This is a genomic window from Bradyrhizobium sp. C9, assembly GCF_002532045.1.
Lineage (GTDB): Bacteria > Pseudomonadota > Alphaproteobacteria > Rhizobiales > Xanthobacteraceae > Bradyrhizobium.
This window is the reverse complement of sequence record NZ_NWTG01000012.1, coordinates 99879-119338: the sequence shown is the minus strand read 5'-3', so window position 1 is coordinate 119338 and position 19460 is coordinate 99879. Positions and strand designations below refer to the sequence as shown.

Sequence of the window (19460 nt, the reverse complement as noted above, 5' to 3'; positions counted from 1 at the left end):
TATACCCCCGCGGGGTATCATTCAATCCGATTTGAATCCGCGAATAGAAGTCATGTTCCCGTCACAACCCCTGGCGCGCGGCGCACGACGCAACCTCCCGCTCCGCCATCGTCACGCGAAGCCCAAAGCCCTTCACGACGGCGAAGATCGCGGGAATCACGATCAGCGTCAGCAAGGTCGACGAGATCATACCACCGATCATCGGCACCGCGATGCGCTGCATGATCTCGGCGCCGGTGCCGGTGCTCCACATGATCGGCAATAGCCCGGCCATGATCGCGACCACGGTCATCATCTTCGGCCGGACCCGTTCGACCGCGCCTTCGATGATCGCACGATGCAGGTCGTTGCGACCGACCGCACGTCCCTCGGCAGCGCAGCGCGCGGTGATCTCCGCCAGCGCCTGGTTGAGGTAGATCAGCATCACGACGCCGGTCTCGGCGGCGACGCCGGCCAGTGCGATGAAGCCGACCGCAACTGCAACCGACAGATTGAAGCCGAGCATCCACATCAGCCAGAGCCCGCCGACCAGCGCGAACGGCAACGACAGCATCACGATCATGGTCTCCGCCACCGAACGGAAGTTGAGATACAGCAGCAGGAAGATGATCAGAAGCGTCACCGGCACCACGATCCTGAGCCGCGCCGCGGCGCGTTCCAGATACTCGTACTGCCCGCTCCAGACCACGTAGGTGCCGGGCGGAAACTGCACGGCGGCCTGCACCGCGCGCTGCGCGTCCGCGACATAGCCGCCGAGATCGCGATCGCGGATATCGACATAGATATAGGTCGCGAGTTGCCCGTTCTCGGTCCGGATCGTGGTCGGTCCGCGCGCCGGCGTAATGTCGGCGACCTCGCCGAGCGGCACCGCCCCGCCCGCGGGCATCGGCACCAGGATGTCGCTGGCGATCGCGGCCGGATTGTCGCGCAGGTCGCGCGGGTAGCGCATGTTGACGGTGAAGCGCTGCCGTCCCTCGACTGTCGTGGTCACGGTCTGACCGCCGAGCGCGGTCGCGATCGTGTCCTGCACGTCCTGCACCGCGATGCCGTAGCGCGACAACGCCTCGCGGTTCGGCGTGATCTCGAGGTAGTAGCCGCCGAGGCTGCGCTCGGCATAGGCCGACGAGGTGCCGGGCACGCCCTTCACGACCTGCTCGACCTGGCGCGCGAGCTTGTCGATCACAGCGAGATCCGGACCGATCACCTTGACACCGACCGGGGTGCGGATCCCGGTCGACAGCATGTCGATGCGCGCCTTGATCGGCATGGTCCAGGCATTGGAGACGCCGGGGAACTGCAGCGCCTTGTCCATCTCGGCGATCAGGCCGTCGAGCGTGAGGCCCTTGCGCCATTGCTGCTTCGGCTTCAGGTTGACCACGGTCTCGAACATCTCCGACGGTGCCGGGTCGGTCGCGGTGGCGGCGCGGCCGGCCTTGCCGTAGACCGAGACGACCTCCGGAAAGCTACGGATGATGCGGTCCTGCATCTGCAGCAGTTCGGCCGCCTTGGTCACCGAGATCCCCGGCAGCGTGGTCGGCATATAGAGCAGCGTGCCCTCGTTGAGGTCGGGCATGAACTCGGTGCCGAGTTGCCGGGCCGGCCAGACCGTGACGGCGATCGCTGCGAGCGCGAGCAGGATCACCAGCGTCTTGGCCCGCAGCACGCCGTTGATGACCGGACGGTAGATCCAGATCAGGAATCGGTTGATCGGATTCTTGTGCTCGGGGACGATCCGGCCGCGAACGAAGATCACCATCAATGCCGGCACCAGCGTCACCGACAGCAGCGCCGCGGCCGCCATCGCAAACGTCTTGGTGAAGGCGAGCGGCGAGAACAGCCGTCCCTCCTGCGACTCCAGCGTGAAGATCGGCATGAAGGACACGGTGATGATGAGCAGGCTGAAGAACAGCGCCGGTCCCACCTCCGCCGCGGCCTCGATCAGGATCGCGACCCGCGACCGGCCGGGCTCGGCGCGCTCCAGGTGCTTGTGCGCGTTCTCGATCATCACGATCGCTGCATCGATCATGGCGCCGATCGCGATCGCGATGCCACCGAGACTCATGATGTTGGAGCCGATCCCGAGCAGCTTCATCGCGCCGAACGCCATCAATACGCCGACCGGCAGCATCAGGATCGCGACCAGCGCGCTGCGGACATGCAGCAGGAACACGAAGCAGACCAGCGCGACCACGACACTTTCCTCGAACAGCGTGCGCTTGAGCGTGTCGATCGCCGCATAGATCAGGTTGGAGCGGTCATAGACCGGCACGATCTCGACCGATTTCGGCAGGCTGGTCGCGATCTCCTTGAAGCGCTTCTTGACGTTCTCGATGACGTCGAGCGCATTGACGCCGAAGCGTTGCAGCACGATGCCACCAGCCACCTCGCCCTCGCCGTTCAGCTCGGTGATGCCGCGCCGCTCGTCGGGGCCGAGCTCGACGCGAGCGACGTCGCGCAGCAGCACCGGCGTGCCGTTATCGGTCTTCAGCACGATGTTGCCGAGATCGTTGATGTCCTTGAGATAACCCTTGCCGCGAATGACATATTCGAACTCGGAGAGCTCGACGGTGCGGCCGCCGACGTCGGCATTGCTGGCGCGGATCGCATCGCGCATCCGCTGCATGGTGATACCGCGGTCGCGCATCCGCTGCGGATCGAGGATCACATTGTACTGCTTGACGAAGCCGCCGACGCTCGCAACCTCGGCGACGCCTTCGGCCCGCGCGAGCGCGAATTTCAGATTCCAGTCCTGGATGGTGCGGGTATCCGCCAGATTCAACTGCTTCGACATCACAGCATACTGGTAGACCCAGCCGACGCCGGTCGCATCGGGCCCGATGGTCGGCGACACACCCGCAGGCAGCCGCGACGCCGCGCCGTTGAGGAACTCGAGCACGCGCGAGCGCGCCCAGTAGATGTCGGTGCCGTCCTCGAAGATCACATAGACGAACGAGACGCCGAAGAACGAGAAGCCGCGCACGACCTTCGATTTCGGTACCGTCAGCATCGCCGTGGTCAAGGGGTAGGTGACCTGGTCCTCGATCACCTGCGGCGCCTGGCCGGGATACTCGGTGTAGACGATGACCTGGGTGTCGGAGAGATCGGGGATCGCATCGAGCGGCAGATGCAGCAACGCGTAGAGACCCGCGGCGGCCGCAAAGCCGGTGCCGAACAGCACCAGCAGCAAATTGCGCGCCGACCAGGCGATGACACGGGCAATCATGGCTTGCCTCCATCTGTCATTTGGCCGTCGGCCGCCGCCGCTTGCGCAGCACCGGCCTCGGCAAAGCCCTTGATCGCGGCCTTCAAGTTGCTTTCGGCATCGATCAGGAAGGTCGCCGACGTGACGACCGCATCGCCCTCGGCGATGCCGTCGCGGATTTCGACATAACCGTCGCCGCGCCGCCCGAGCTTGACTTCGCGCGGCTCGAACCGGCCGTTGCCGCGGTCGATCAGCACGGTCTGGCGGCTCCCGGTGTCGAGGATCGCGTTGTCAGCCACCGTCAGCACCGGTGCCGCGCTGCCGATGTCGATCTCGGCGTCGACATACATGTCCGGCAGCAGCGCGAGATCGGCATTCTGCAATTCGATCCGCACCCGCGCGGTGCGCGTGTCCTTGTTGACCTGCGGATAGATCACGCTGATCTGGCCCATGAAGGTGCGGCCGGGATAGCTGCGGGCCCGCACCGCGACCTTCTGCCCGACCACGATGTTGCCGAGATCGCGCTCGGCGACATCGACCAGTGCCCACACGACAGAGACGTCGGCGATCCGGAACAGCACGTCGCCGGGCTGGGCGCGCATGCCCTCGATCGCGGCGCGCTGCAACACGATGCCGTCGCGCGGCGACAACCACTGGATCGCGAGCGGCACCGTGTGGTTCTTTTCCATCTCGGCGATGACGGTCTCGGGAACGTCGAGATTGGTCAGCCGCTGTTTGGAGCCGCGTCCGTAGGGCTCGATGTTCGCGATCGCCTTCGAGGTCATGGTCGCGACATATTCGGCCGCGGCGGACGACACCGCCGGGCTGTAGATCTCCATCAACGGCTGCCCCTTGGTCACCCGGCTGCCGGTCGTGATGTCGGCGACCTTCTGCACATAGCTCTCGGCACGCATCGCGATCACCGACACCCGCCGCTCGTCGAGCTGAATCGTGCCGGGAGCGCGGACCAGCGTGCGGATCCGGCGCAGCTGCGCCGCTTCGGATTTGACGCCGGTGCGCTGGATTTTTCCCGGCGACAGCGTGATCGAGCCGTCGTCGCTGTCTTCGCCGTCATAGACCGCGATGTAATCCATCCCCATGGAATCCTTCTTCGGCACCGGCGAGGTGTCGGGAAGGCCCATCGGGTTGCGATAATATTTGACCTTGCGCTCACCCTTGACGTCGGCGGCGGGCATCGCCATTGGCGGCTCCGGCTCGTCGAAGCTGAGATCGGCGCCGGCGGCGACGGGCTGATAGTCGCGGCCGTCAGGTGTCTTCTTCGGCGTCAGCGAGTAGGACGGCTTGCCGTCCGGGTCGCGGAAATAGATCGGCGCGCCGGCTTCGGCCGCCTGCGCGGCAGAGGCAGCGAGATTTGCGCCTGGCCACGGCGGCAGGCCACGACCGAGATATGCGACGCCTGCCGCTGCAGCGATCGCGGCGGCAGCGCCTGCCAGAGCAAGCCGGTTCATTTTCCGGCCGTGACGACGAGCTTGCTTTCGACCGTGCCGGTCTCGCCCTGCACCTTCGCACCGAGCGACAGCTGCCAGCGCCCGGCCATGCCGAAATTCGCCTTGAACCGATAGGTGCCGGGTTCCGTCCCCGGCATCGGCGTGACCTTGGTGGCCATCTCCTGCATGCCGTCCGGAGCCATGTCGAGCCGCGTCGTGAAGATCACGGCATCAGGCACAGCCTTGCCGGTCTTCATGTTCATCAGCCGGACGGTGACGACCCTGTCCGGACCGGCCTGGATGGTCTGGTCGACGAGCTGGAATTCGTAGTCCTTGATGTCTGCGAGCGCGACGGTGGCGGTGCCTGTCAAGGCTAGGCCGATGAGCGCGGCCGCGACGGCACGCGACGTATTGAACGACGGCATTCGTTTCATTCCTCGATTGGATTTGATCTGCCGCTTGCGCGGCACGCAGCGTCCACGCGCCCTAGAGGTCGCGCGGCAGCAACCGGCGCCTGCGGCGCCAGTCAGACCAAATATCGAGGAGGATGATCGGGCGGCGGACGGACCAGCCCGTCGGCGACCAGATCGTCATGCGGAAGCAATTGCAGCTGCGTCGACGGCCGCACCGCGAGGCCGACGGTCGATGGTCCCGCGTGCAGCACCTTCAGCATGCAGATCGCAACCAGCGGACAATCCCGGCAGTCGTTGCTGTTCTGCTTGTCGGGGCAGCACGGCATATCGGCCGCCATGTCCGACATGTCCGCCATCTGGCTCATACCGGTCAGCGCAGATCCGGCCGCCGCGGGCACAGCCAGCGGCGCAATTGTCAGGCCTGCCGTCACGAGGACGGCGAGCAGCAATCTGAACAATTGGCGAACATTCATGTCGCGACAGTCTCACAAAGGACGGGTGCTGAAAAGGTCACCCTGTTCACAACTGCACCAGCGGCAGATTGGGTGGTTAATCGTCCGCTGATCACAATCTTGCTAGATGGGGCCTTGAAGCGTGCAGTCGCCGAAATGACATGAGGCAACACTGACCATCGGACCCGCGGCCCATGCAACTCGTGTCGACCCTGACTTGTCCGGCCTGCGGTTTTGCCGCGACCGAAACCATGCCGACCGATGCCTGCCAGTTCTTCTACGACTGTCGCGGCTGTGGCACCCGCCTCAAGCCGCTTGCCGGCGATTGCTGCGTGTTCTGCTCTTACGGGACGGTGCCCTGCCCTCCGGTGCAGACACGCGGCGAATGCTGTGGCGGGTCAGGGCCGGCCTGAGCACCCTGCAATTTGATTTGCCCAGACTGGCAAGCCGCGCATTCGTGCCGATCGCCGTCAACGATGGCGATTGACGTCCCGCCGTTGATTGTCTCTCTAGAGAGAGGTAAATCGCTCGCGCAATTCGACGCTGATCGCGCCGGCGTCTTTCGGTGCGACGTCCGCTCCGTTGTCAGGTGCTCATCATGGCTTCTTCCGACGCGTTGGCTGCCGTCTTCACCCATATCGAAGCCAACCGCGACAGCTTCCTGCAACGCCTGATCGCCTATCTGCGCCATCCGAGCATCAGTGCCGAGAACGTCGGCATCGCCGAGGTCGGCGCCCTGCTGGTCGAGATGCTCACAGGGATCGGCCTTGAAGCCGGCCTTGTCGCCACGGAGGGTTATCCGATGGTGGTCGCGCGGTGGGAAAAGGCACCGGGCAAGCCGACCGTCCTGCTCTACGGACACTATGACGTGCAGCCGGCCGACCCGCTCGAGAAATGGATATCGCCGCCCTTCGAGCCGACGATCCGGGACGGCCGGCTCTATGCACGCGGCGTCGGTGACAACAAGGGCCAGCACTTCGCCCAGATCCTGGCGATCGAATCCCATCTCAAGGTGCATGGCGAACTGCCCTGCAACGTCATCCTGCTGCTGGAGGGCGAGGAGGAGATCGGCAGCCCGCACATCGCCGGCTTCGTGCGCGCCAAGGCGCATCTGCTGAAGGCCGACCTCGCCGTCACCGCCGACGGTCCGCGCCATGCCAGCGGCTCGCCGACGATCAAGTTCGGCTCGCGCGGCGTCGTCTCCTTCGAGCTGCGCTGCCGCCTTGCCAGCCGCGACGTCCATTCCGGCAATTTTGGCGGCGTCGTGCCGAACCCGATCTGGACGCTGGTCCACCTTCTCGGCACGATGAAGAACGCGGCCGGGGAGATCACGATCGACGGACTGCACGATGCCATCGAGCCGCCGGCGCCCGAGGAACTGGCGGCGATCGAGCGCCTGCCGCTCGATATCGAGGCCGTCAAAGCGAGCCTTGCACTGAAGCGCCTCGACGCGCCCGCGGACCGCCCCTTCTACGACCGTCTCTGCTTCCAGCCGACGCTGACCATCAACGGCTTCCACGGCGGCTATGGCGGTCCCGGCACCAAGACGGTGCTGCCGAACGAGGCCTTCGTCAAATGCGACATCCGTCTCGTCGAGGCACAGGACGCCGAAGACATCCTGCGCAAGGTCCGCGCTCACGTCGCCAAACACGCGCCCGAGGTCGAGTTCGTCGCTGCGGACATGGGAATGCAGCCCTCGAAGACGCCGATCGCCTCGCCCTACACCGCGCCGCTGCGCCGCGCCTTCGTTGCCGCCCATGGCGAGGAGCCGTTGCTGATACCGGCCGGCTTCGGCAGTCTGCCCAACTACGTCTTCACCAAGCTCCTGGGCATCCCTGCCTTCGTCACGCCCTATGCCAATCCGGACGAAGCCAACCATGCGCCGAACGAGAACATGACACTGGACTGCTTCTACAGTGGCCTGCGAACCGGGGCTGCATTGTTGCACGAGCTCGGCCAGTTCCGGCGCGAGGGCTAGAGCGTTTTCGAGTGAAGTGGATACCGGTGCGCGAGCAGAGAACGCGTCAAGACAAGAACCGAGAGCTCCGGTTCTGATTCAATGCGCCGGTGATGACACCGAACTTGCCCGAGATCGCGCCACCTGCTCGGCGTCCTCCTGGCGAAAGCCAGGACCCATTACCCCAAACGGCAGTTGTTGCGCGATGCTGGGGCCGCAATCCCGTTCATCACCAAATTCGGTGGTTATGGGTCCTGGCTTTCGCCAGGACGACGACGACATTTGCGGCAGGCGATGCAATCCACGCCGCCATCACTTGATCAGCGCCTCGACCTCCTTGCGGAACGCCTGGCGCGAGCCGTCGCGGGAGTAGAACATGTGGCCGCCGGGATAGACCGCAAGCCTGGTGCGGCTCGGACCCGCGAAGGCCGGCAGCTGGTCGAGGATGATCTTCGAGGCGAAGTACGGCGTTGCGAGATCGAACAGGCCGTGACCGATCAGGAGCTTCAGCTTGGGGTCGAGCGCCAGCATCTGGCGCAGCTGCGTCACCGATTCCGGCGGGCTGATGCCGTGGCCGAACTCCCAGCCCTTGTTCACGCTTTCGCTGAGCAGATGATACGAACCATCCGGCCGCCAGTTCAGCCTGCGCGTCGTGAGATCGACGGCGGCGCTGGTCAGCGGCGCCATCAAGGGATCGCCAGACGGATCGTTGAAGCGGAAGGAGCTGGAGTCCGGATAGGGATCGAAGCCTTCGATCGAGGCATCATAGCGGCCGGTCACCTTGCCGTTCTTGCGATCGAACTCGCGGCGGAATTCGCCGATGTCGAAACGGCCGGCGAGCCTGCGGCTCACCGCCGGATCGATGCCGGTCAGGCTTGCGACCTTGTCGGCAAGCCGCACGGTGGCCTCGGTATCAGCCTGCCCCTTGACGAGATCGAGCAGGAAGTCGCCGCGCGCGTAGCTCTCGACGTCGGCAAGGTCCTCGCGCGTCACCGGCCCCTTCGCCTGGCGCGCGACCGCCGTCATGGTCGGCAGGCTCGCGACATATTGCAGGATGCTGGAGCCGGTATAGTCGCGAAAATCCAGCACCGGCGAGATCAGGATCAGGCCACGCACGCCGACCCCTTGCTGCATTTGCAGATTGCGCACCACCTTGGGTCCGCGAATGCCGCCATAGCTTTCGCCGGCGACATATTTCGGCGAGGTCAGGCGATCGTATTTCTCCAGCCAGCGGCGGATCACCAGCGCGACCGAATTCACGTCGCCATCGACGGTGAAGAAGCGCTTGCGCGCATCCTCGGACGTCGTGACGAAACGGCTGTAGCCGGTGCCGACCGGATCGATGAAAACGAGATCGGTGAAATCGAGCCAGGTGTCGCCATTCGGCTGCAGCTCCGGCGAGGCCGACGACACCGCGCCGTCGAATGGCAGTCGCCACGGCCCGACATTGCCGAATTGCAGCCAGGCCGACGCGGAGCCCGGCCCGCCGTTGAACAGGAACGTCACCGGGCGGTTCGCCTTCTCGGCGCCGTCGAGCTGATAGGAGGTGTAGGCGATGTCGGCGAGCGGCTCGCCCTTGTCGTCGAACACGCGGATCGAGCCCGCGGTCGCGGTGAAGGCGAGCGTGCGGCCGGGCAGCGCGACCGATTGCTTGGTCGTGGAATCCGGCGGCAGGCGGTGCTGCTCGGCGGCGGGCGTGTTGGCCGCGGCGCCGGAGCCGGTCTCGCCGCGCCCTGCCCGTCCCTTCTGGCCGTTTGGGTTCTGACCGCTTGGGTTCTGACCGCCTGGGGCCTGCGCGCTCGGCGACGGCGACGGCTGCGGCGCCTCGTCGTCGGCCCGCGCCGCGGTTGCGAGACAGGCCACCAGCAACGCCGCGGTGAGCCGTGTCGCAAAACTGTTAGCCATGCCGTTCACTCCCTGGGCCGACATTTACGCATTTCATTCGCAAACTGCGCTAGCTTGGCGGCACCCGCAAGGCACGCGGTCCGGTCCCGGACCATCTCGACAAGGCCGCCCGGGATGTATAGACGAGCGCGGCGTGTTCCGTGCCAAACGAGTTCGTGAGCGATGGCTAGCACCAAGCGGTATGACAAGATCGCCTTCGTCGCCAGCGCGAGCTCGGAAGCGCAGACGGCGCTCGAGCAGTTGACTGCGATGTACGGCAACCATTCGGCCGCCGATGCCGACGTCGTGGTTGCACTCGGCGGCGACGGATTGATGCTGCAGACGCTGCACGCCAACATGCGCAGCGGCAAGCCGATCTACGGCATGCATCGCGGCACCGTCGGCTTCCTGATGAACGAATATTCCACCCACGATCTGCGCACGCGGCTTGCGGCCTCGCGGGAGTCGCTGATCAATCCGCTCTTGATGCGCGCGACCGACATCCACGGCGCGGTGCATCTGCATCACGCCATCAACGAGGTCGCGCTGTTCCGGCAGACCTACCAGGTCGCCAAGCTGCGCATCCTGATCGACGAGCATGAGCGGATGCCCGAGCTGATGGCCGACGGCATCCTGGTGGCGACGCCGGCCGGATCGACCGCCTACAATCTCTCCGCCCAAGGGCCGATCCTGCCGATCAACGCCGCGCTCTTGGCGCTGACCCCGATCAGCGCGTTCCGGCCGCGGCGCTGGCGCGGCGCGCTGCTGCCGAATTCCGCCTTCGTGGTGATCGAGGTGATCGAGGACGAGAAGCGCCCGGTCGCCGCGGTCGCCGACCATGACGAGGTCCGCGACGTCCGCCGGGTCGAGGTGCTCTCCGACAAGACGATCGCGATGCGGATGCTGTTCGATCCCGGCCATTCGCTCGAAGAGCGCATCCTACGCGAGCAGTTCGGCTACTGACGGCGCGCCCTTGTCCCCTTGCCCGGCAACCAATCATTAACCCCGGGCGGGATATGGTTAACGCTGGGTAATACCGCATTGGCCCGGTATGCCCTATCGGGACCGGACCATGTATCGCATCGATTTCAACAAGCTGCGATTTTTGATTTGCGACGACAATCCGCACATGCGCCGCATCCTGCGGACGCTGCTGCATTCGTTCGGCGCGCGCGAGGTGTATGAGGCCGAGGACGGCGCCACCGCGCTCGAAATGTACACCCATTACGTGCCCGACATCGTGATCACCGACTGGTCGATGCCGATCTTCGACGGGCTCGAGCTCGCGCAGATGATCCGGCAGCCGGAGTCCAAGGGCAATCCCTACGCGCCGATCATCATGCTGACCGGGCATTCCGAGAAACGCCGCGTCACGGTGGCGCGCGATGCCGGCGTCACCGAATTCCTGGCCAAGCCGATTTCGGCCAAGGGCCTCTACCAGCGCATCATGAACGTGGTCGCCAATCCGCGCCCGTTCATCAAGACCAAGACCTATTTCGGCCCCGACCGCCGCCGCAACACCACCAACACCTATATCGGCCCCGAACGCCGCGGCAGCGGCGAGGTCGAAATCCTGCAGCAGCCGTCGCTGCTCGAGAAGGCGCGCTCCGCCATTTAGGAACCGTCATGGCCAAGGACACCAAGGACAAACCAGGCACCATCGAGGTCAAGAGCTTCGGCACGCACCATGTCATCACGCAGCCGAATCCGCTGCGCAAGGTGCTGCTGCGCGTCCCCGAGAGCGATCTCGACGATCCCGTGGGCCGCGCCGAAAAGGCGCTCGCCGGGCTGTCGGGCGAGTTCAAGGAATGGATGACGATCGAGGCCGACCGCCTCTCCGCCGCGCACGCCACCGTGCAGCGCGAGGGCTTCAACGACAAGACGCGCGAGGAGCTGTTCCGCGCCGCGCACGACATCAAAGGCGATGCCGCAACATTCGGTTATCCCTCGGCGGCGGCGGCGGCCGAAAGCCTGTGCCGCATCATCGAGCATGCGCCTGACCTCGCCACGGTGCCACAGCAGCTGATTGCCCACCACATCAATGCCGTGCAGGCGATCGTACGGAACCGCACCAAGCTCGACACCGCGGTCGTGGCCGGCGTGCTGAGCAAGCAACTGCGCGGCATCGCCGATGAATTCCTGACCCACGCCAACCGCGACCGCCCCGAGCATCTCGAGGCCATCCTCGCGCCGAGCATTGTGCCGGGCGAATAACAGCACGCCGCGGCGGCGGCCACGGCTTTCATCTATCGTCAACCTCGGGAAACGCGGCCTTCAGGCCGCGATCAGATCGTCGTCGTAAGGCAGCACCGCGATCGCGTCTTCCGCGGCGAGCTCCTCGCAGAACATGCGCGCATCCTCGCGCGCCGATTCCGTCGCGAAGCGGCGCAGCAGGATCAGCAGCGGCTCGGCGGCAGAATGATCGGTCTCGCAATGGGTCAGCACGCGCTCGACCATGCGGCGATGCAGCCGCGCCGCACCGTCGCCGCTGTCGACATAGCCGACCTCGTGGCTGGCCTCGAGTGCGACGCGGAACGCCGCGTAGGTGGATTCCGGCAGGCCGGCGCGCCGCAGCAGCGCCTGCAGGCCGTTGCCGCCGCGATCGTTCAACAGCGCGGAAACCCGGCCATAGGGCAGCCCGGACAATTCAGCGAGCGCCGCCCCGAACAGATCGAGATTGCCCGACAGCAGCGCGCGAAGGATCAGCCCGGCGGTGAGTTGCCCGGTGGCGCGCAGATGCGTGATCAAATTCTGCATGTCGTCACCGAAGGCACGCGCAGCGATGTTCACCGTGGAGCGCTCCTTCGCCTCGCCGGCGATGCGGTCGGCGCGGTCGGCGCCGAGCCAGTTTCGCGCGACGACGAACTGCGCCAGCGTGTCGGAGAGCTTTGCGACCAGCGCCAGCCGCGTCGCGGACGGCAGGTCCTCCAGCGCCAGCATCGATTCCCTGATCGCAGCGAGATGGCCGTGGCGCTCGACGATGCGGTCCCAGGAGAACGGCGCAAGCCCGGCGTAGGGATTCTCGATCAGCTCGAGCGCGGCCGCCGCCGAGCCGACTTCGGCAATCGCCGCTGCGACCGAGGCCGGCAGATTGACGCGGCGCGCGATCGCGCACTGCATCTCGTCGGAGCCGGTCGCGACGATGTCGACCAGGTCGGCATCGATCAAGAGCGGCGAATGCTCCAGCACCGGCAGCGCGATCGCCGGCTGGTCGGCCGACAGCGCCTGCACGATCGTGGCCGGCGCCTCCGCGCTGTATGCAAACACCTCGGCCATCGCCTGTCGCACCAGCGGCGACGGGTCGTCGAGCAGCATCAGCAGCGCACCCTCGGCTGCGATGCGGTCGTCCTCGGTGAGATCCGAAATGAGCCAGGCCCGGGCCAACGCCCGTGTCGCCTCTGCCCGCTCGCCTGCTGGAGCGGTCCTAATCCAACTAATGAACTGCCGAACGATCATGGTCCTGCCGGCTTACGCAACGAGACGGCATCGACATACGACGCCACTACAAGGAAAAATAAACCATGATGCTTAACAAAGGGTTCACCATAAACGTTTGGGATTATTGACGTTTCGTTAAGACGGCCACGGCGCAAGGCTCCGCGCGCAGCAAGACGGCGCTAGCCGTTGCTGTAGGTGCCGTTCGGGTCGCTGAACAGATCGAGCCGCCCGGGCGCGCGGACCTTTGGCGTCGCCGACGCGGTCAGCGAACCGGAATTCCCCCACAGCTCCTGCACCGCCGGCGAGATCGGCTCCGAACGGTCGCCGCCCTGGTAGAGCGAGCGGAAGGCCGGCGCCGGCTGCGCCGATGCGACGGTCGAGGTCGCACCGGCCGATGAGGCCGCGCGGACATTCGGGAAGGTCGAAAGATAGGACGCGGTGTCCATGGTCAGCGGTTGCGTCGGCGCAGCGCTTGCGATCGCATTCGGGCTCGTGGTGTCACCGCCCGCTGCGGCAAAGGCCGTGCGCGTGTCGTTCGAATTGGCAGCCGCGGCGTAGCGTGTGGTCAACACCGAATAGACCTGGCTGACGCTGCGCGCACTGCCCGATTTGTCGTAGAAGATCGACTGGTTGGCGGCCGCCGCCTTCGGAAACATCGCGGCCGCGTTGGCGCTCGGACTGTCCTCGGCGCTCGAGATCAATTTGCCGGCGCCGCCGACGCCCATGAAGTGGGCCATATAGAGCTCGGCATCGGTCGGACGACGGCCGAGCGTGCCGGTGAGCTTGAAGCTGTTGGATTGCGTCAGCACCGCCGCCATCGAGGATGCCGCATCGGGATCGTCGCGCAGCTTCATGACCGCGCTCCGCGCGGTGGGATCGCTGACCGAATAGCTGCCGTCGGAATTCTTGGTGATGGCGTCGGCATACTGGCCGTAGCCGAGCTGGCTTCCGGCCTCCTTGACGGTGCCGAGCCAGGTCTGGTCGATGAATTGATAAAGCCCGTGCGCCGACGAGGTCGTGGCGCCGGCCCGCGGATTGAAATTGGATTCCATCTTCGCGGTGGTGAGCAGATATTCGAAGCTCGTGCCGGTGGTCGCGGCGGCCTGCTTGATCGAACCGGCAACCTTCAGGCGCGAAGCATCGACACCTGCCGAAGCCGTCGCATTGAAGAGGTCGACCGCCATCTGTCGGGTGCCTTGCCGGGCGCCGGCAATCGGCACCCATGTCCCGTCAAACTGCCGCAATTATGGTTAACGACGCGTTAAGATCCAGACAGAGCCCAGCAGGAGCAGCTATTTGCGATAGACCTGCGCCGGATCGAACAGCCGCTCGCCGTCGACGAATGACAGGCTGACATTGCCGCCCTCGTCCTTCACGGTGCGATAGAAGCAGGAACGCCGTCCGGTGTGGCAGGCGGCGCCGATCTGCTCGACCTTGATCCACACCGCGTCCTGATCGCAATCCATCCGGATCTCGGTCACGCGCTGGGTCTGGCCCGAGCTCTCGCCCTTGCGCCACAGCGCATTGCGCGAGCGGCTGAAGTACCAGCCCTCGCCGGTCGCGATCGTCTTGCGCAGGGCTTCGTCGTTCATGTGCGCGACCATCAGCACGTCGCCGGTCACAGCATCGGTCGCGACGCAGGTCACAAGACCTGCCGCGTCGAATTTGGGCTGGAAGGCCAGCCCTTCTTCGCGGTCGTGATCGTGGGTCGATGCGGACACGGCAAACCTCGCTTGGGAAAATGCGAGGTTACCGGTTCGGTCCTCGCACCAGGGACAGGAAACGTTGCTGCTCCGCCGGATTGTCGCGGAACATGCCGGTGAAGCGGCTGGTGAAGGTCGAGGCGCCATGCTTGGCGACACCGCGCACCGACATGCAGGTATGCTCCGCCTCGATCAGCACCGCAACGCCGCGCGGCTTCAGCACCTCGTCGATCGCGGCTGCGACCTGCGCGGTGAGATGCTCCTGGGTCTGCAGGCGGCGGGCGAAGATATCGGTCAGCCGCGCCAGCTTGGAGAGGCCCACGACGCGCTCGACCGGCGTGTAGGCGATATGCGCCTTGCCGTAGAACGGCATCATGTGATGCTCGCACTGCGAGGTGAATTCGATGTCGCGGACCAGGACGAAATCGTCGTAGCCGGCGGTCTCGCCGAAGGTGCGGTTCAGCACTTCGGCCGGGCACTGATGATAGCCCTGATAGAGCTCGTCATAGGCCTCGACGACGCGACGCGGCGTGTCGAGCAGGCCCTCGCGGCCAGTGTTCTCGCCGATATAGGCGAGCAGCGTCTTCACGGCGTCCTCGGCCTCCGCCCGCGACGGGCGCAGCTGGTCGGCACGGACGGCCGCCGCCATGAATTCTGCAGGGTCGAGCTCGCTGGCCTTCGCATCGGCCGGCTTGTTGGGGCGAATCGGCTTGATCAAGGCGTCCATGTCTTCTCCGTTCGACCGGCCAGGCATTTGCCTTTGGGCCGGATGTGTCACCGGGCAGACGGGGCGGATCGTCGAACCGCCGGGCGCCTGAGTCCCATCTTTGTAGCACCGCCGCGGCGCATGTGGCCCGCGGTGGAAGCATAGCCGGGCTATGTTTCGGACGATGCCGCTCATATATAGGACGGTGAGACCCAGCCGCCAAGAGCGCCCGGCGCCGCCGGAACCAGGCACCTGCCCCCATGCTGAACGACATTTATAACAAGCGGATCATTGAGTTGGCCGGCAATATTCCGCGCCTCGGACGGCTCGCCGAGCCGGACGCCAGTGCCACCGCCCACTCCAAATTGTGCGGTTCGACCGTCAAGGTCGACCTCAAGATGGACGGCCCCGTGGTGACCGACTTCGCCCATGACGTGAAGGCCTGCGCGCTCGGCCAGGCCTCCTCCTCGATCATGGCGAGCCATGTGGTGGGATCGACCGCGGATGAGCTGCGCGAATTGCGCGAGACCGTCCGTAAGATGCTGAAGGAAAATGGCCAGCCTCCGCAAGGCGGCAAATGGGCCGACATCGCGCTGCTCGAGCCGGTGCGCGACTACAAGGCCCGCCACGCTTCCACCCTGCTGACCTTTGATGCCGTGGTCGATGCGATCGGCCAGATCGAGGCCAAGGCAAAACAGCCGGCGTAAGGCCGACCGCTACCTGAGCCTTACTGCGACGGCTGGACCGGCGCCGGCGCGGCAGTGCCGCCGGTCGGCACGACGGCCTCGGCGGTCTTGGTCGCCTTCGCGGCCTGCGGCAGCACTTCACCTTCCATCGCGCTACTGACGAAGCGATCGGCGTTCTTCGGCTTCGCTTCGGCGACCGGGATTGCGTTGTCCTGCCGCGGCAGCACGTCGGCAACCGCATCCGTGGTGACGAGATTGGTCAGCCGCAACTCAGCCGCCGACAATTCGTGTAAATCTTCCCACGGCGGCACGCTCAGTGCGAGCGACAACAGATCACCCGCGCCACCCATATCGAAGGTGTATTTGGCAAGACGGCCGATATCGCGCTCGACGATCATCAGATCCTGCGCGGTGTAGCTGGCGGCCTTGGCGTCGTCGGCGCGGTCGCCCATCCAGATTTGATGCACCCGGATGTGCGCGGCCGGTGGCACATAGCGCGTCTTGCCCGACAACAGCAGGAACACGCACATCGACTCGCAATAGGCATCCGGCAGCACGCTGGCGCGGTCGCCCTGCGCGGCCTGGTTGACGACGCTGGTGCCGACGGTTGTCAAAGCACCGAGACCGCGGAAGCGGCGACCGAGCGCGATCGCGTCGTTGACCGAGCCGCCGCTGGAGTCGAGCACGATGGTGGCGCCGGAGAGCTGGCGGCTGCGCGCGAACTCGTCGAATTCCTTGGGGCTGTCGGCCGTGATGATGCCGACCGCCGACACCCAGCCGCGGCAATTCGGCTGGCATGCGATCCAGCTGAACTTCATCGGCAGCTTGCGTTCTTCGAGGGTCGAGCTGGTCTGCGTGGAGTTACCCGCCCATGTGGCGGTGCCGGAAACCACGAAGCAAAGGGCAACGGCGCCGGTGAGCACCCAACTGCGCAACGAAAGCGAGTTCGCGAGCCTCAATTTGGTTCCTTCCCCCAAGCCCTTGGTGATGCGAGCGGTGGCAATGGCCCCATGGAAATGCGCCACGAATCTGTCATCGGCGCGTAATGGGAACGGTAGCGTTGCTGACCTGGACCGTCCATAGAGCCCTTGCTGCAGCGCCACCGGTGCTGTGCAATAGTGGCGAACTGTGGCGTAAATATCTGCAATTGAACAGTTCCTTCGCTTGGAACCCCCGCAAGATTACGTACATACTTGCGTATGCCACCGACCGATCATTCAACGACACACCATCCGCGTTGCACGGACTGTGCCAACACCATGCGCCGCATGCCGCGCAATTTCGGCCGCGCCTTGATCTGGATCTACCGGCACACGCTGTCGCCGCTGGTCGGCTACAACTGCCGGCATCTGCCGACCTGCTCGGTCTATGGCGATGAGGCGATCGAGCGCTTCGGACTCTGGGCCGGCGGGTGGATGACGCTGGCAAGATTGCTGCGCTGCCAGCCCTGGGGAACTTCCGGCATCGATAATGTCCCGCAGACGAGGCCGCCCGGGGCGCACTGGTATCTGCCCTGGCGCTACGGCCGCTGGCGCGGCGTCAACGAGGGTTGACGCGGCGTCAACGACGCTTGATCTGCTGCGGCGCTCCCAAACGCCACGCGCATAGCTGTTCCGGCGGAACTGTGGCGATAGTTGGCGCATTGTTTCATTGCCCGCATGGGATCCCCTCGGGGAGGAAACAACAATGCGCTGGAAACTCAGCCGCAACGGGCACGATCCCCGGCAGATCGATCTGCTGGCCGTGCTTGCCCTGCTCGTCGTGATCGTTGCCGCCTACGGTTACTTCACCCACAATCCGAACAAGCCGAGCACGTCGGCATTCATCGTACCCAGCCAGAGCGTGAAGTGGTGACGCGCAGCGCGAACAGCCGCAGCGCCGAGCCCCGGACCATGCGCCGACCTCACCCCCATGTGGTGTTGACGACCGAGCGATCCGCACCACGCGGCATTGTCTGCATCCCGTATGCACCATAGGCTGCAACCATTGGGACCAAATACTTTTCTCGGGGGTGGGCATTGCAGGAAGGCTTGTACAAGCTCGAATTTCACATCGTTCACGGCACCGGCACCGGTGTGCTCTACGCGACCGGCGGCAAGCTGCGCGGCGGCAACTCGGCCTTTGCCTTCGTCGGCAACTACACCGACCGCAGTGACGGCATTCATGTCAAAGTTTCGACCCAGCGGCATAATCCCGATCCCGCGTTCCGGCCGCTGTTCGGGACCGACATGATCACGTTGATGCTGAAGGGCACCGCGAACGGCGACATGGTCGATTTCGAGGGCGAGGCGCTGCAGCTGCCGGGCGTAAGCTTCAAGGCGTTCCTGACCCGGATCGCCGATTAACTCACTCGGCTGCGGCGGCGCGCGCGGCCGGCCGCGGTCGCGTCATTATCACGACCGCAAGGGCCGCCGCGACGAAGGCCGTGGCCACGTAGCCCGCGCTAAGCAGCCATTCGCGCGCGAACAGCAGTCCGCCGATCGCGGAGCCGATCGCCTGGCCGACATACAGCACCGAGGTGTTGAGCGAGACCGACGCCGACGCGAGCGTCGGCGCCGCGCCGACCAGGCGCACCTGCTGCATCGAATTGGTCGACGCAAAGCCGAGGCCCCAGACGGCAACCGAGGCGGCCATCAATGCGTAGGCACCGGCGCTCAGCGCCCAGCCGGCGACGCCCGCGAGCAGCAGCACGGTGAACAGCACCGACGTCTTCCAGGCGCCCCAGGAATCCACGATGCGGGTCGCGATCGCAATGCCGACGAACCCGAAGATGCCGTACAGCGCGAACACGATCCCGACGGCGTCCGCGTTGGCGCCGGTCAACTTGCCGAGCAGCGGCCCCATGAAAGTGAACACCACGAACTGGCCGGACATCTGCAATGTCGTGATCGACAGCAGCAGGATGACGGTCGGATTGCGGCCGAGATCGGCCCAGGTCCTCAAATCGACCGGCGCGCCATGCAACCCGCCGGGCAGCCGCCACCACAGCAGCAGGCAGCTCACGAGCCCGGTCAGCGCGATCGCGCCATAGGTCACGCGAAAACCGTAACGGCTTGCGATGAAGGTGATCAACGGCAGCCCGATCGCGGCGGCGAGCGACCAGCCGAGGAAGATATAGGCGATCGCGCTGCCGCGCTTCTCCACCGGCACGATCAGCGCCGCGGTGCCGGCCGCCTGTGGCGTGTAGAGGACACCGACCGCGAGCATCACCATGCGAATGATCAAGAGACTGTCGTAGTCCGGCGCGAAGGCCGATGCGGCGTTGGTCAGCGTCAGCACCAGCAGCGTCGCCGTCAGCAGCGCGCGCCGTTCGAACCGGCTGGTCAGCCACGCCGTCACCGGTGAGCCGACGCACAGCACGATGGCGCCGAAGGTGATCAACAGACCCGCGGTGTGGATCGTGACGCCGAGACCGTTGGACAATTCCGCCAGCATGCCGGCCGGCGCCAGTACCGAGCAGCCGGTGACGATATTGCCGAGCATCAATGCGGTGGGAGCGAAGCGTTTCACGCCGCGTTGATAGCAGACTCCGAAGTCAATGCAACTGCATCTAAATGCATAGCACGTGATC

20 protein-coding genes are annotated in these 19460 nt (G+C 65.4%); 9 read left to right on the top strand and 11 right to left on the bottom strand.

What is annotated here, in order from left to right; translation table 11 throughout:
• Positions 1–61: 61 nt before the first annotated feature.
• From CO675_RS23390 to CO675_RS23375, 4 genes are all read right to left on the bottom strand, one after another.
• Positions 62–3223, bottom strand: coding sequence for an efflux RND transporter permease subunit (locus tag CO675_RS23390; RefSeq protein ID WP_097674199.1), 3162 nt, complete (start codon positions 3221–3223; stop codon positions 62–64).
• Positions 3220–4671, bottom strand: a complete 1452-nt coding sequence (locus CO675_RS23385; RefSeq protein ID WP_097674198.1) for an efflux RND transporter periplasmic adaptor subunit — start codon at positions 4669–4671, stop codon at positions 3220–3222. Before CO675_RS23385 ends, CO675_RS23390 begins: the two co-directional genes overlap by 4 nt.
• Complete coding sequence (locus tag CO675_RS23380; protein ID WP_097674197.1) at positions 4668–5075, bottom strand: FixH family protein; 408 nt, start codon at positions 5073–5075, stop codon at positions 4668–4670. The genes CO675_RS23385 and CO675_RS23380 overlap by 4 nt, the downstream gene beginning before the upstream one ends.
• A 101-nt stretch (positions 5076–5176) precedes the next feature.
• Entirely contained in the window at positions 5177–5536 is a 360-nt protein-coding gene (locus CO675_RS23375) for a hypothetical protein (protein WP_097674196.1), read from the bottom strand.
• 173 nt (positions 5537–5709) lie between these two features.
• On the opposite strand from CO675_RS23375, the gene CO675_RS41515 reads away from it, so the two are divergent.
• Both CO675_RS41515 and CO675_RS23365 read left to right on the top strand, forming a co-directional pair.
• A complete protein-coding gene (locus CO675_RS41515; RefSeq protein ID WP_097674195.1) occupies positions 5710–5928 on the top strand; it encodes a GDCCVxC domain-containing (seleno)protein in 219 nt (72 codons plus the stop codon).
• A gap of 185 nt (positions 5929–6113) precedes the next feature.
• A complete protein-coding gene (locus CO675_RS23365) occupies positions 6114–7493 on the top strand; it encodes a M20/M25/M40 family metallo-hydrolase (RefSeq protein ID WP_097674194.1) in 1380 nt (459 codons plus the stop codon).
• A 291-nt stretch (positions 7494–7784) separates the two neighbouring features.
• Here the strand turns inward: CO675_RS23365 and CO675_RS23360 are convergent, their stop codons facing one another.
• Entirely contained in the window at positions 7785–9377 is a 1593-nt protein-coding gene (locus CO675_RS23360) for a S10 family peptidase (RefSeq protein ID WP_097674299.1), read from the bottom strand.
• A 162-nt stretch (positions 9378–9539) separates the two neighbouring features.
• On the opposite strand from CO675_RS23360, the gene CO675_RS23355 reads away from it, so the two are divergent.
• From CO675_RS23355 to CO675_RS23345, 3 genes are all read left to right on the top strand, one after another.
• Complete coding sequence (locus tag CO675_RS23355; protein ID WP_097674193.1) at positions 9540–10319, top strand: NAD kinase; 780 nt, start codon at positions 9540–9542, stop codon at positions 10317–10319.
• Positions 10320–10428: 109 nt separating this feature from the next.
• The gene (locus tag CO675_RS23350; protein ID WP_050402868.1) at positions 10429–10974 is read left to right on the top strand and encodes a response regulator; all 546 of its coding nucleotides are present in this window, start codon (positions 10429–10431) and stop codon (positions 10972–10974) included.
• Between the two features lie 8 nt (positions 10975–10982).
• Positions 10983–11570 (top strand): Hpt domain-containing protein, encoded by a 588-nt coding sequence (locus CO675_RS23345; RefSeq protein WP_097674192.1) that lies wholly within the window; start codon positions 10983–10985, stop codon positions 11568–11570.
• Between the two features lie 60 nt (positions 11571–11630).
• Here the strand turns inward: CO675_RS23345 and CO675_RS23340 are convergent, their stop codons facing one another.
• The 4 genes from CO675_RS23340 to folE all read right to left on the bottom strand — a co-directional run bounded on the left by CO675_RS23340 (position 11631) and on the right by folE (position 15224).
• The gene (locus CO675_RS23340) at positions 11631–12812 is read right to left on the bottom strand and encodes a DUF2336 domain-containing protein (protein ID WP_097674191.1); all 1182 of its coding nucleotides are present in this window, start codon (positions 12810–12812) and stop codon (positions 11631–11633) included.
• A 161-nt stretch (positions 12813–12973) separates the two neighbouring features.
• A complete protein-coding gene (locus CO675_RS23335; RefSeq protein WP_097674190.1) occupies positions 12974–13978 on the bottom strand; it encodes a transglycosylase SLT domain-containing protein in 1005 nt (334 codons plus the stop codon).
• A gap of 108 nt (positions 13979–14086) precedes the next feature.
• Positions 14087–14515 carry a phosphoribosyl-AMP cyclohydrolase gene (gene hisI, locus CO675_RS23330; protein ID WP_097674189.1) on the bottom strand — a complete coding sequence of 143 codons (429 nt, stop codon included), beginning with the start codon at positions 14513–14515 and terminating at the stop codon, positions 14087–14089.
• Positions 14516–14543: 28 nt separating this feature from the next.
• Positions 14544–15224, bottom strand: coding sequence for a GTP cyclohydrolase I FolE (gene folE, locus CO675_RS23325; RefSeq protein WP_097674188.1), 681 nt, complete (start codon positions 15222–15224; stop codon positions 14544–14546).
• Positions 15225–15463: 239 nt separating this feature from the next.
• Between folE and CO675_RS23320 the strand changes: the two genes are divergently transcribed.
• Positions 15464–15910 (top strand): iron-sulfur cluster assembly scaffold protein, encoded by a 447-nt coding sequence (locus tag CO675_RS23320; protein ID WP_029080129.1) that lies wholly within the window; start codon positions 15464–15466, stop codon positions 15908–15910.
• 20 nt (positions 15911–15930) lie between these two features.
• Here the strand turns inward: CO675_RS23320 and CO675_RS23315 are convergent, their stop codons facing one another.
• A complete protein-coding gene (locus CO675_RS23315; protein ID WP_097674298.1) occupies positions 15931–16848 on the bottom strand; it encodes a COG3904 family protein in 918 nt (305 codons plus the stop codon).
• Positions 16849–17088: 240 nt separating this feature from the next.
• Here CO675_RS23315 and yidD point away from each other — a divergent pair, with 240 nt between their 5' ends.
• From yidD to CO675_RS23305, 3 genes are all read left to right on the top strand, one after another.
• Positions 17089–17442: a membrane protein insertion efficiency factor YidD gene (gene yidD, locus CO675_RS23310; protein ID WP_097674187.1), complete on the top strand. Its 354-nt coding sequence runs from the start codon at positions 17089–17091 to the stop codon at positions 17440–17442.
• A 133-nt stretch (positions 17443–17575) separates the two neighbouring features.
• Positions 17576–17743, top strand: a complete 168-nt coding sequence (locus tag CO675_RS41080; protein ID WP_198964712.1) for a hypothetical protein — start codon at positions 17576–17578, stop codon at positions 17741–17743.
• A 164-nt stretch (positions 17744–17907) separates the two neighbouring features.
• The gene (locus CO675_RS23305) at positions 17908–18234 is read left to right on the top strand and encodes a GrlR family regulatory protein (RefSeq protein WP_097674186.1); all 327 of its coding nucleotides are present in this window, start codon (positions 17908–17910) and stop codon (positions 18232–18234) included.
• A 1-nt stretch (position 18235) separates the two neighbouring features.
• On the opposite strand, the gene CO675_RS23300 is transcribed toward CO675_RS23305, so the two are convergent.
• On the bottom strand, positions 18236–19372 hold the full coding sequence (locus CO675_RS23300) for an MFS transporter (RefSeq protein WP_097674297.1): 1137 nt from the start codon (positions 19370–19372) through the stop codon (positions 18236–18238).
• Positions 19373–19460: the final 88 nt, after the last annotated feature.

What these genes read in the sequence shown, in the direction of transcription:
- CO675_RS23365 (WP_097674194.1), top strand. Translation starts at nt 6,114, where the DNA reads ATGGCTTCTTCCGACGCGTTGGCTGCCGTCTTCACCCATATCGAAGCC.
- CO675_RS23340 (WP_097674191.1), bottom strand. Translation starts at nt 12,812, where the DNA reads ATGATCGTTCGGCAGTTCATTAGTTGGATTAGGACCGCTCCAGCAGGC.
- CO675_RS23355 (WP_097674193.1), top strand. Translation starts at nt 9,540, where the DNA reads ATGGCTAGCACCAAGCGGTATGACAAGATCGCCTTCGTCGCCAGCGCG.
- folE (WP_097674188.1), bottom strand. Translation starts at nt 15,224, where the DNA reads ATGGACGCCTTGATCAAGCCGATTCGCCCCAACAAGCCGGCCGATGCG.
- CO675_RS23350 (WP_050402868.1), top strand. Translation starts at nt 10,429, where the DNA reads ATGTATCGCATCGATTTCAACAAGCTGCGATTTTTGATTTGCGACGAC.
- CO675_RS23380 (WP_097674197.1), bottom strand. Translation starts at nt 5,075, where the DNA reads ATGCCGTCGTTCAATACGTCGCGTGCCGTCGCGGCCGCGCTCATCGGC.
- CO675_RS23335 (WP_097674190.1), bottom strand. Translation starts at nt 13,978, where the DNA reads ATGGCGGTCGACCTCTTCAATGCGACGGCTTCGGCAGGTGTCGATGCT.
- CO675_RS23360 (WP_097674299.1), bottom strand. Translation starts at nt 9,377, where the DNA reads ATGGCTAACAGTTTTGCGACACGGCTCACCGCGGCGTTGCTGGTGGCC.
- CO675_RS23390 (WP_097674199.1), bottom strand. Translation starts at nt 3,223, where the DNA reads ATGATTGCCCGTGTCATCGCCTGGTCGGCGCGCAATTTGCTGCTGGTG.
- CO675_RS23345 (WP_097674192.1), top strand. Translation starts at nt 10,983, where the DNA reads ATGGCCAAGGACACCAAGGACAAACCAGGCACCATCGAGGTCAAGAGC.
- CO675_RS23385 (WP_097674198.1), bottom strand. Translation starts at nt 4,671, where the DNA reads ATGAACCGGCTTGCTCTGGCAGGCGCTGCCGCCGCGATCGCTGCAGCG.
- CO675_RS41080 (WP_198964712.1), top strand. Translation starts at nt 17,576, where the DNA reads ATGCGCTGGAAACTCAGCCGCAACGGGCACGATCCCCGGCAGATCGAT.
- yidD (WP_097674187.1), top strand. Translation starts at nt 17,089, where the DNA reads ATGCCACCGACCGATCATTCAACGACACACCATCCGCGTTGCACGGAC.
- CO675_RS41515 (WP_097674195.1), top strand. Translation starts at nt 5,710, where the DNA reads ATGCAACTCGTGTCGACCCTGACTTGTCCGGCCTGCGGTTTTGCCGCG.
- CO675_RS23375 (WP_097674196.1), bottom strand. Translation starts at nt 5,536, where the DNA reads ATGAATGTTCGCCAATTGTTCAGATTGCTGCTCGCCGTCCTCGTGACG.
- CO675_RS23300 (WP_097674297.1), bottom strand. Translation starts at nt 19,372, where the DNA reads ATGCTCGGCAATATCGTCACCGGCTGCTCGGTACTGGCGCCGGCCGGC.
- CO675_RS23320 (WP_029080129.1), top strand. Translation starts at nt 15,464, where the DNA reads ATGCTGAACGACATTTATAACAAGCGGATCATTGAGTTGGCCGGCAAT.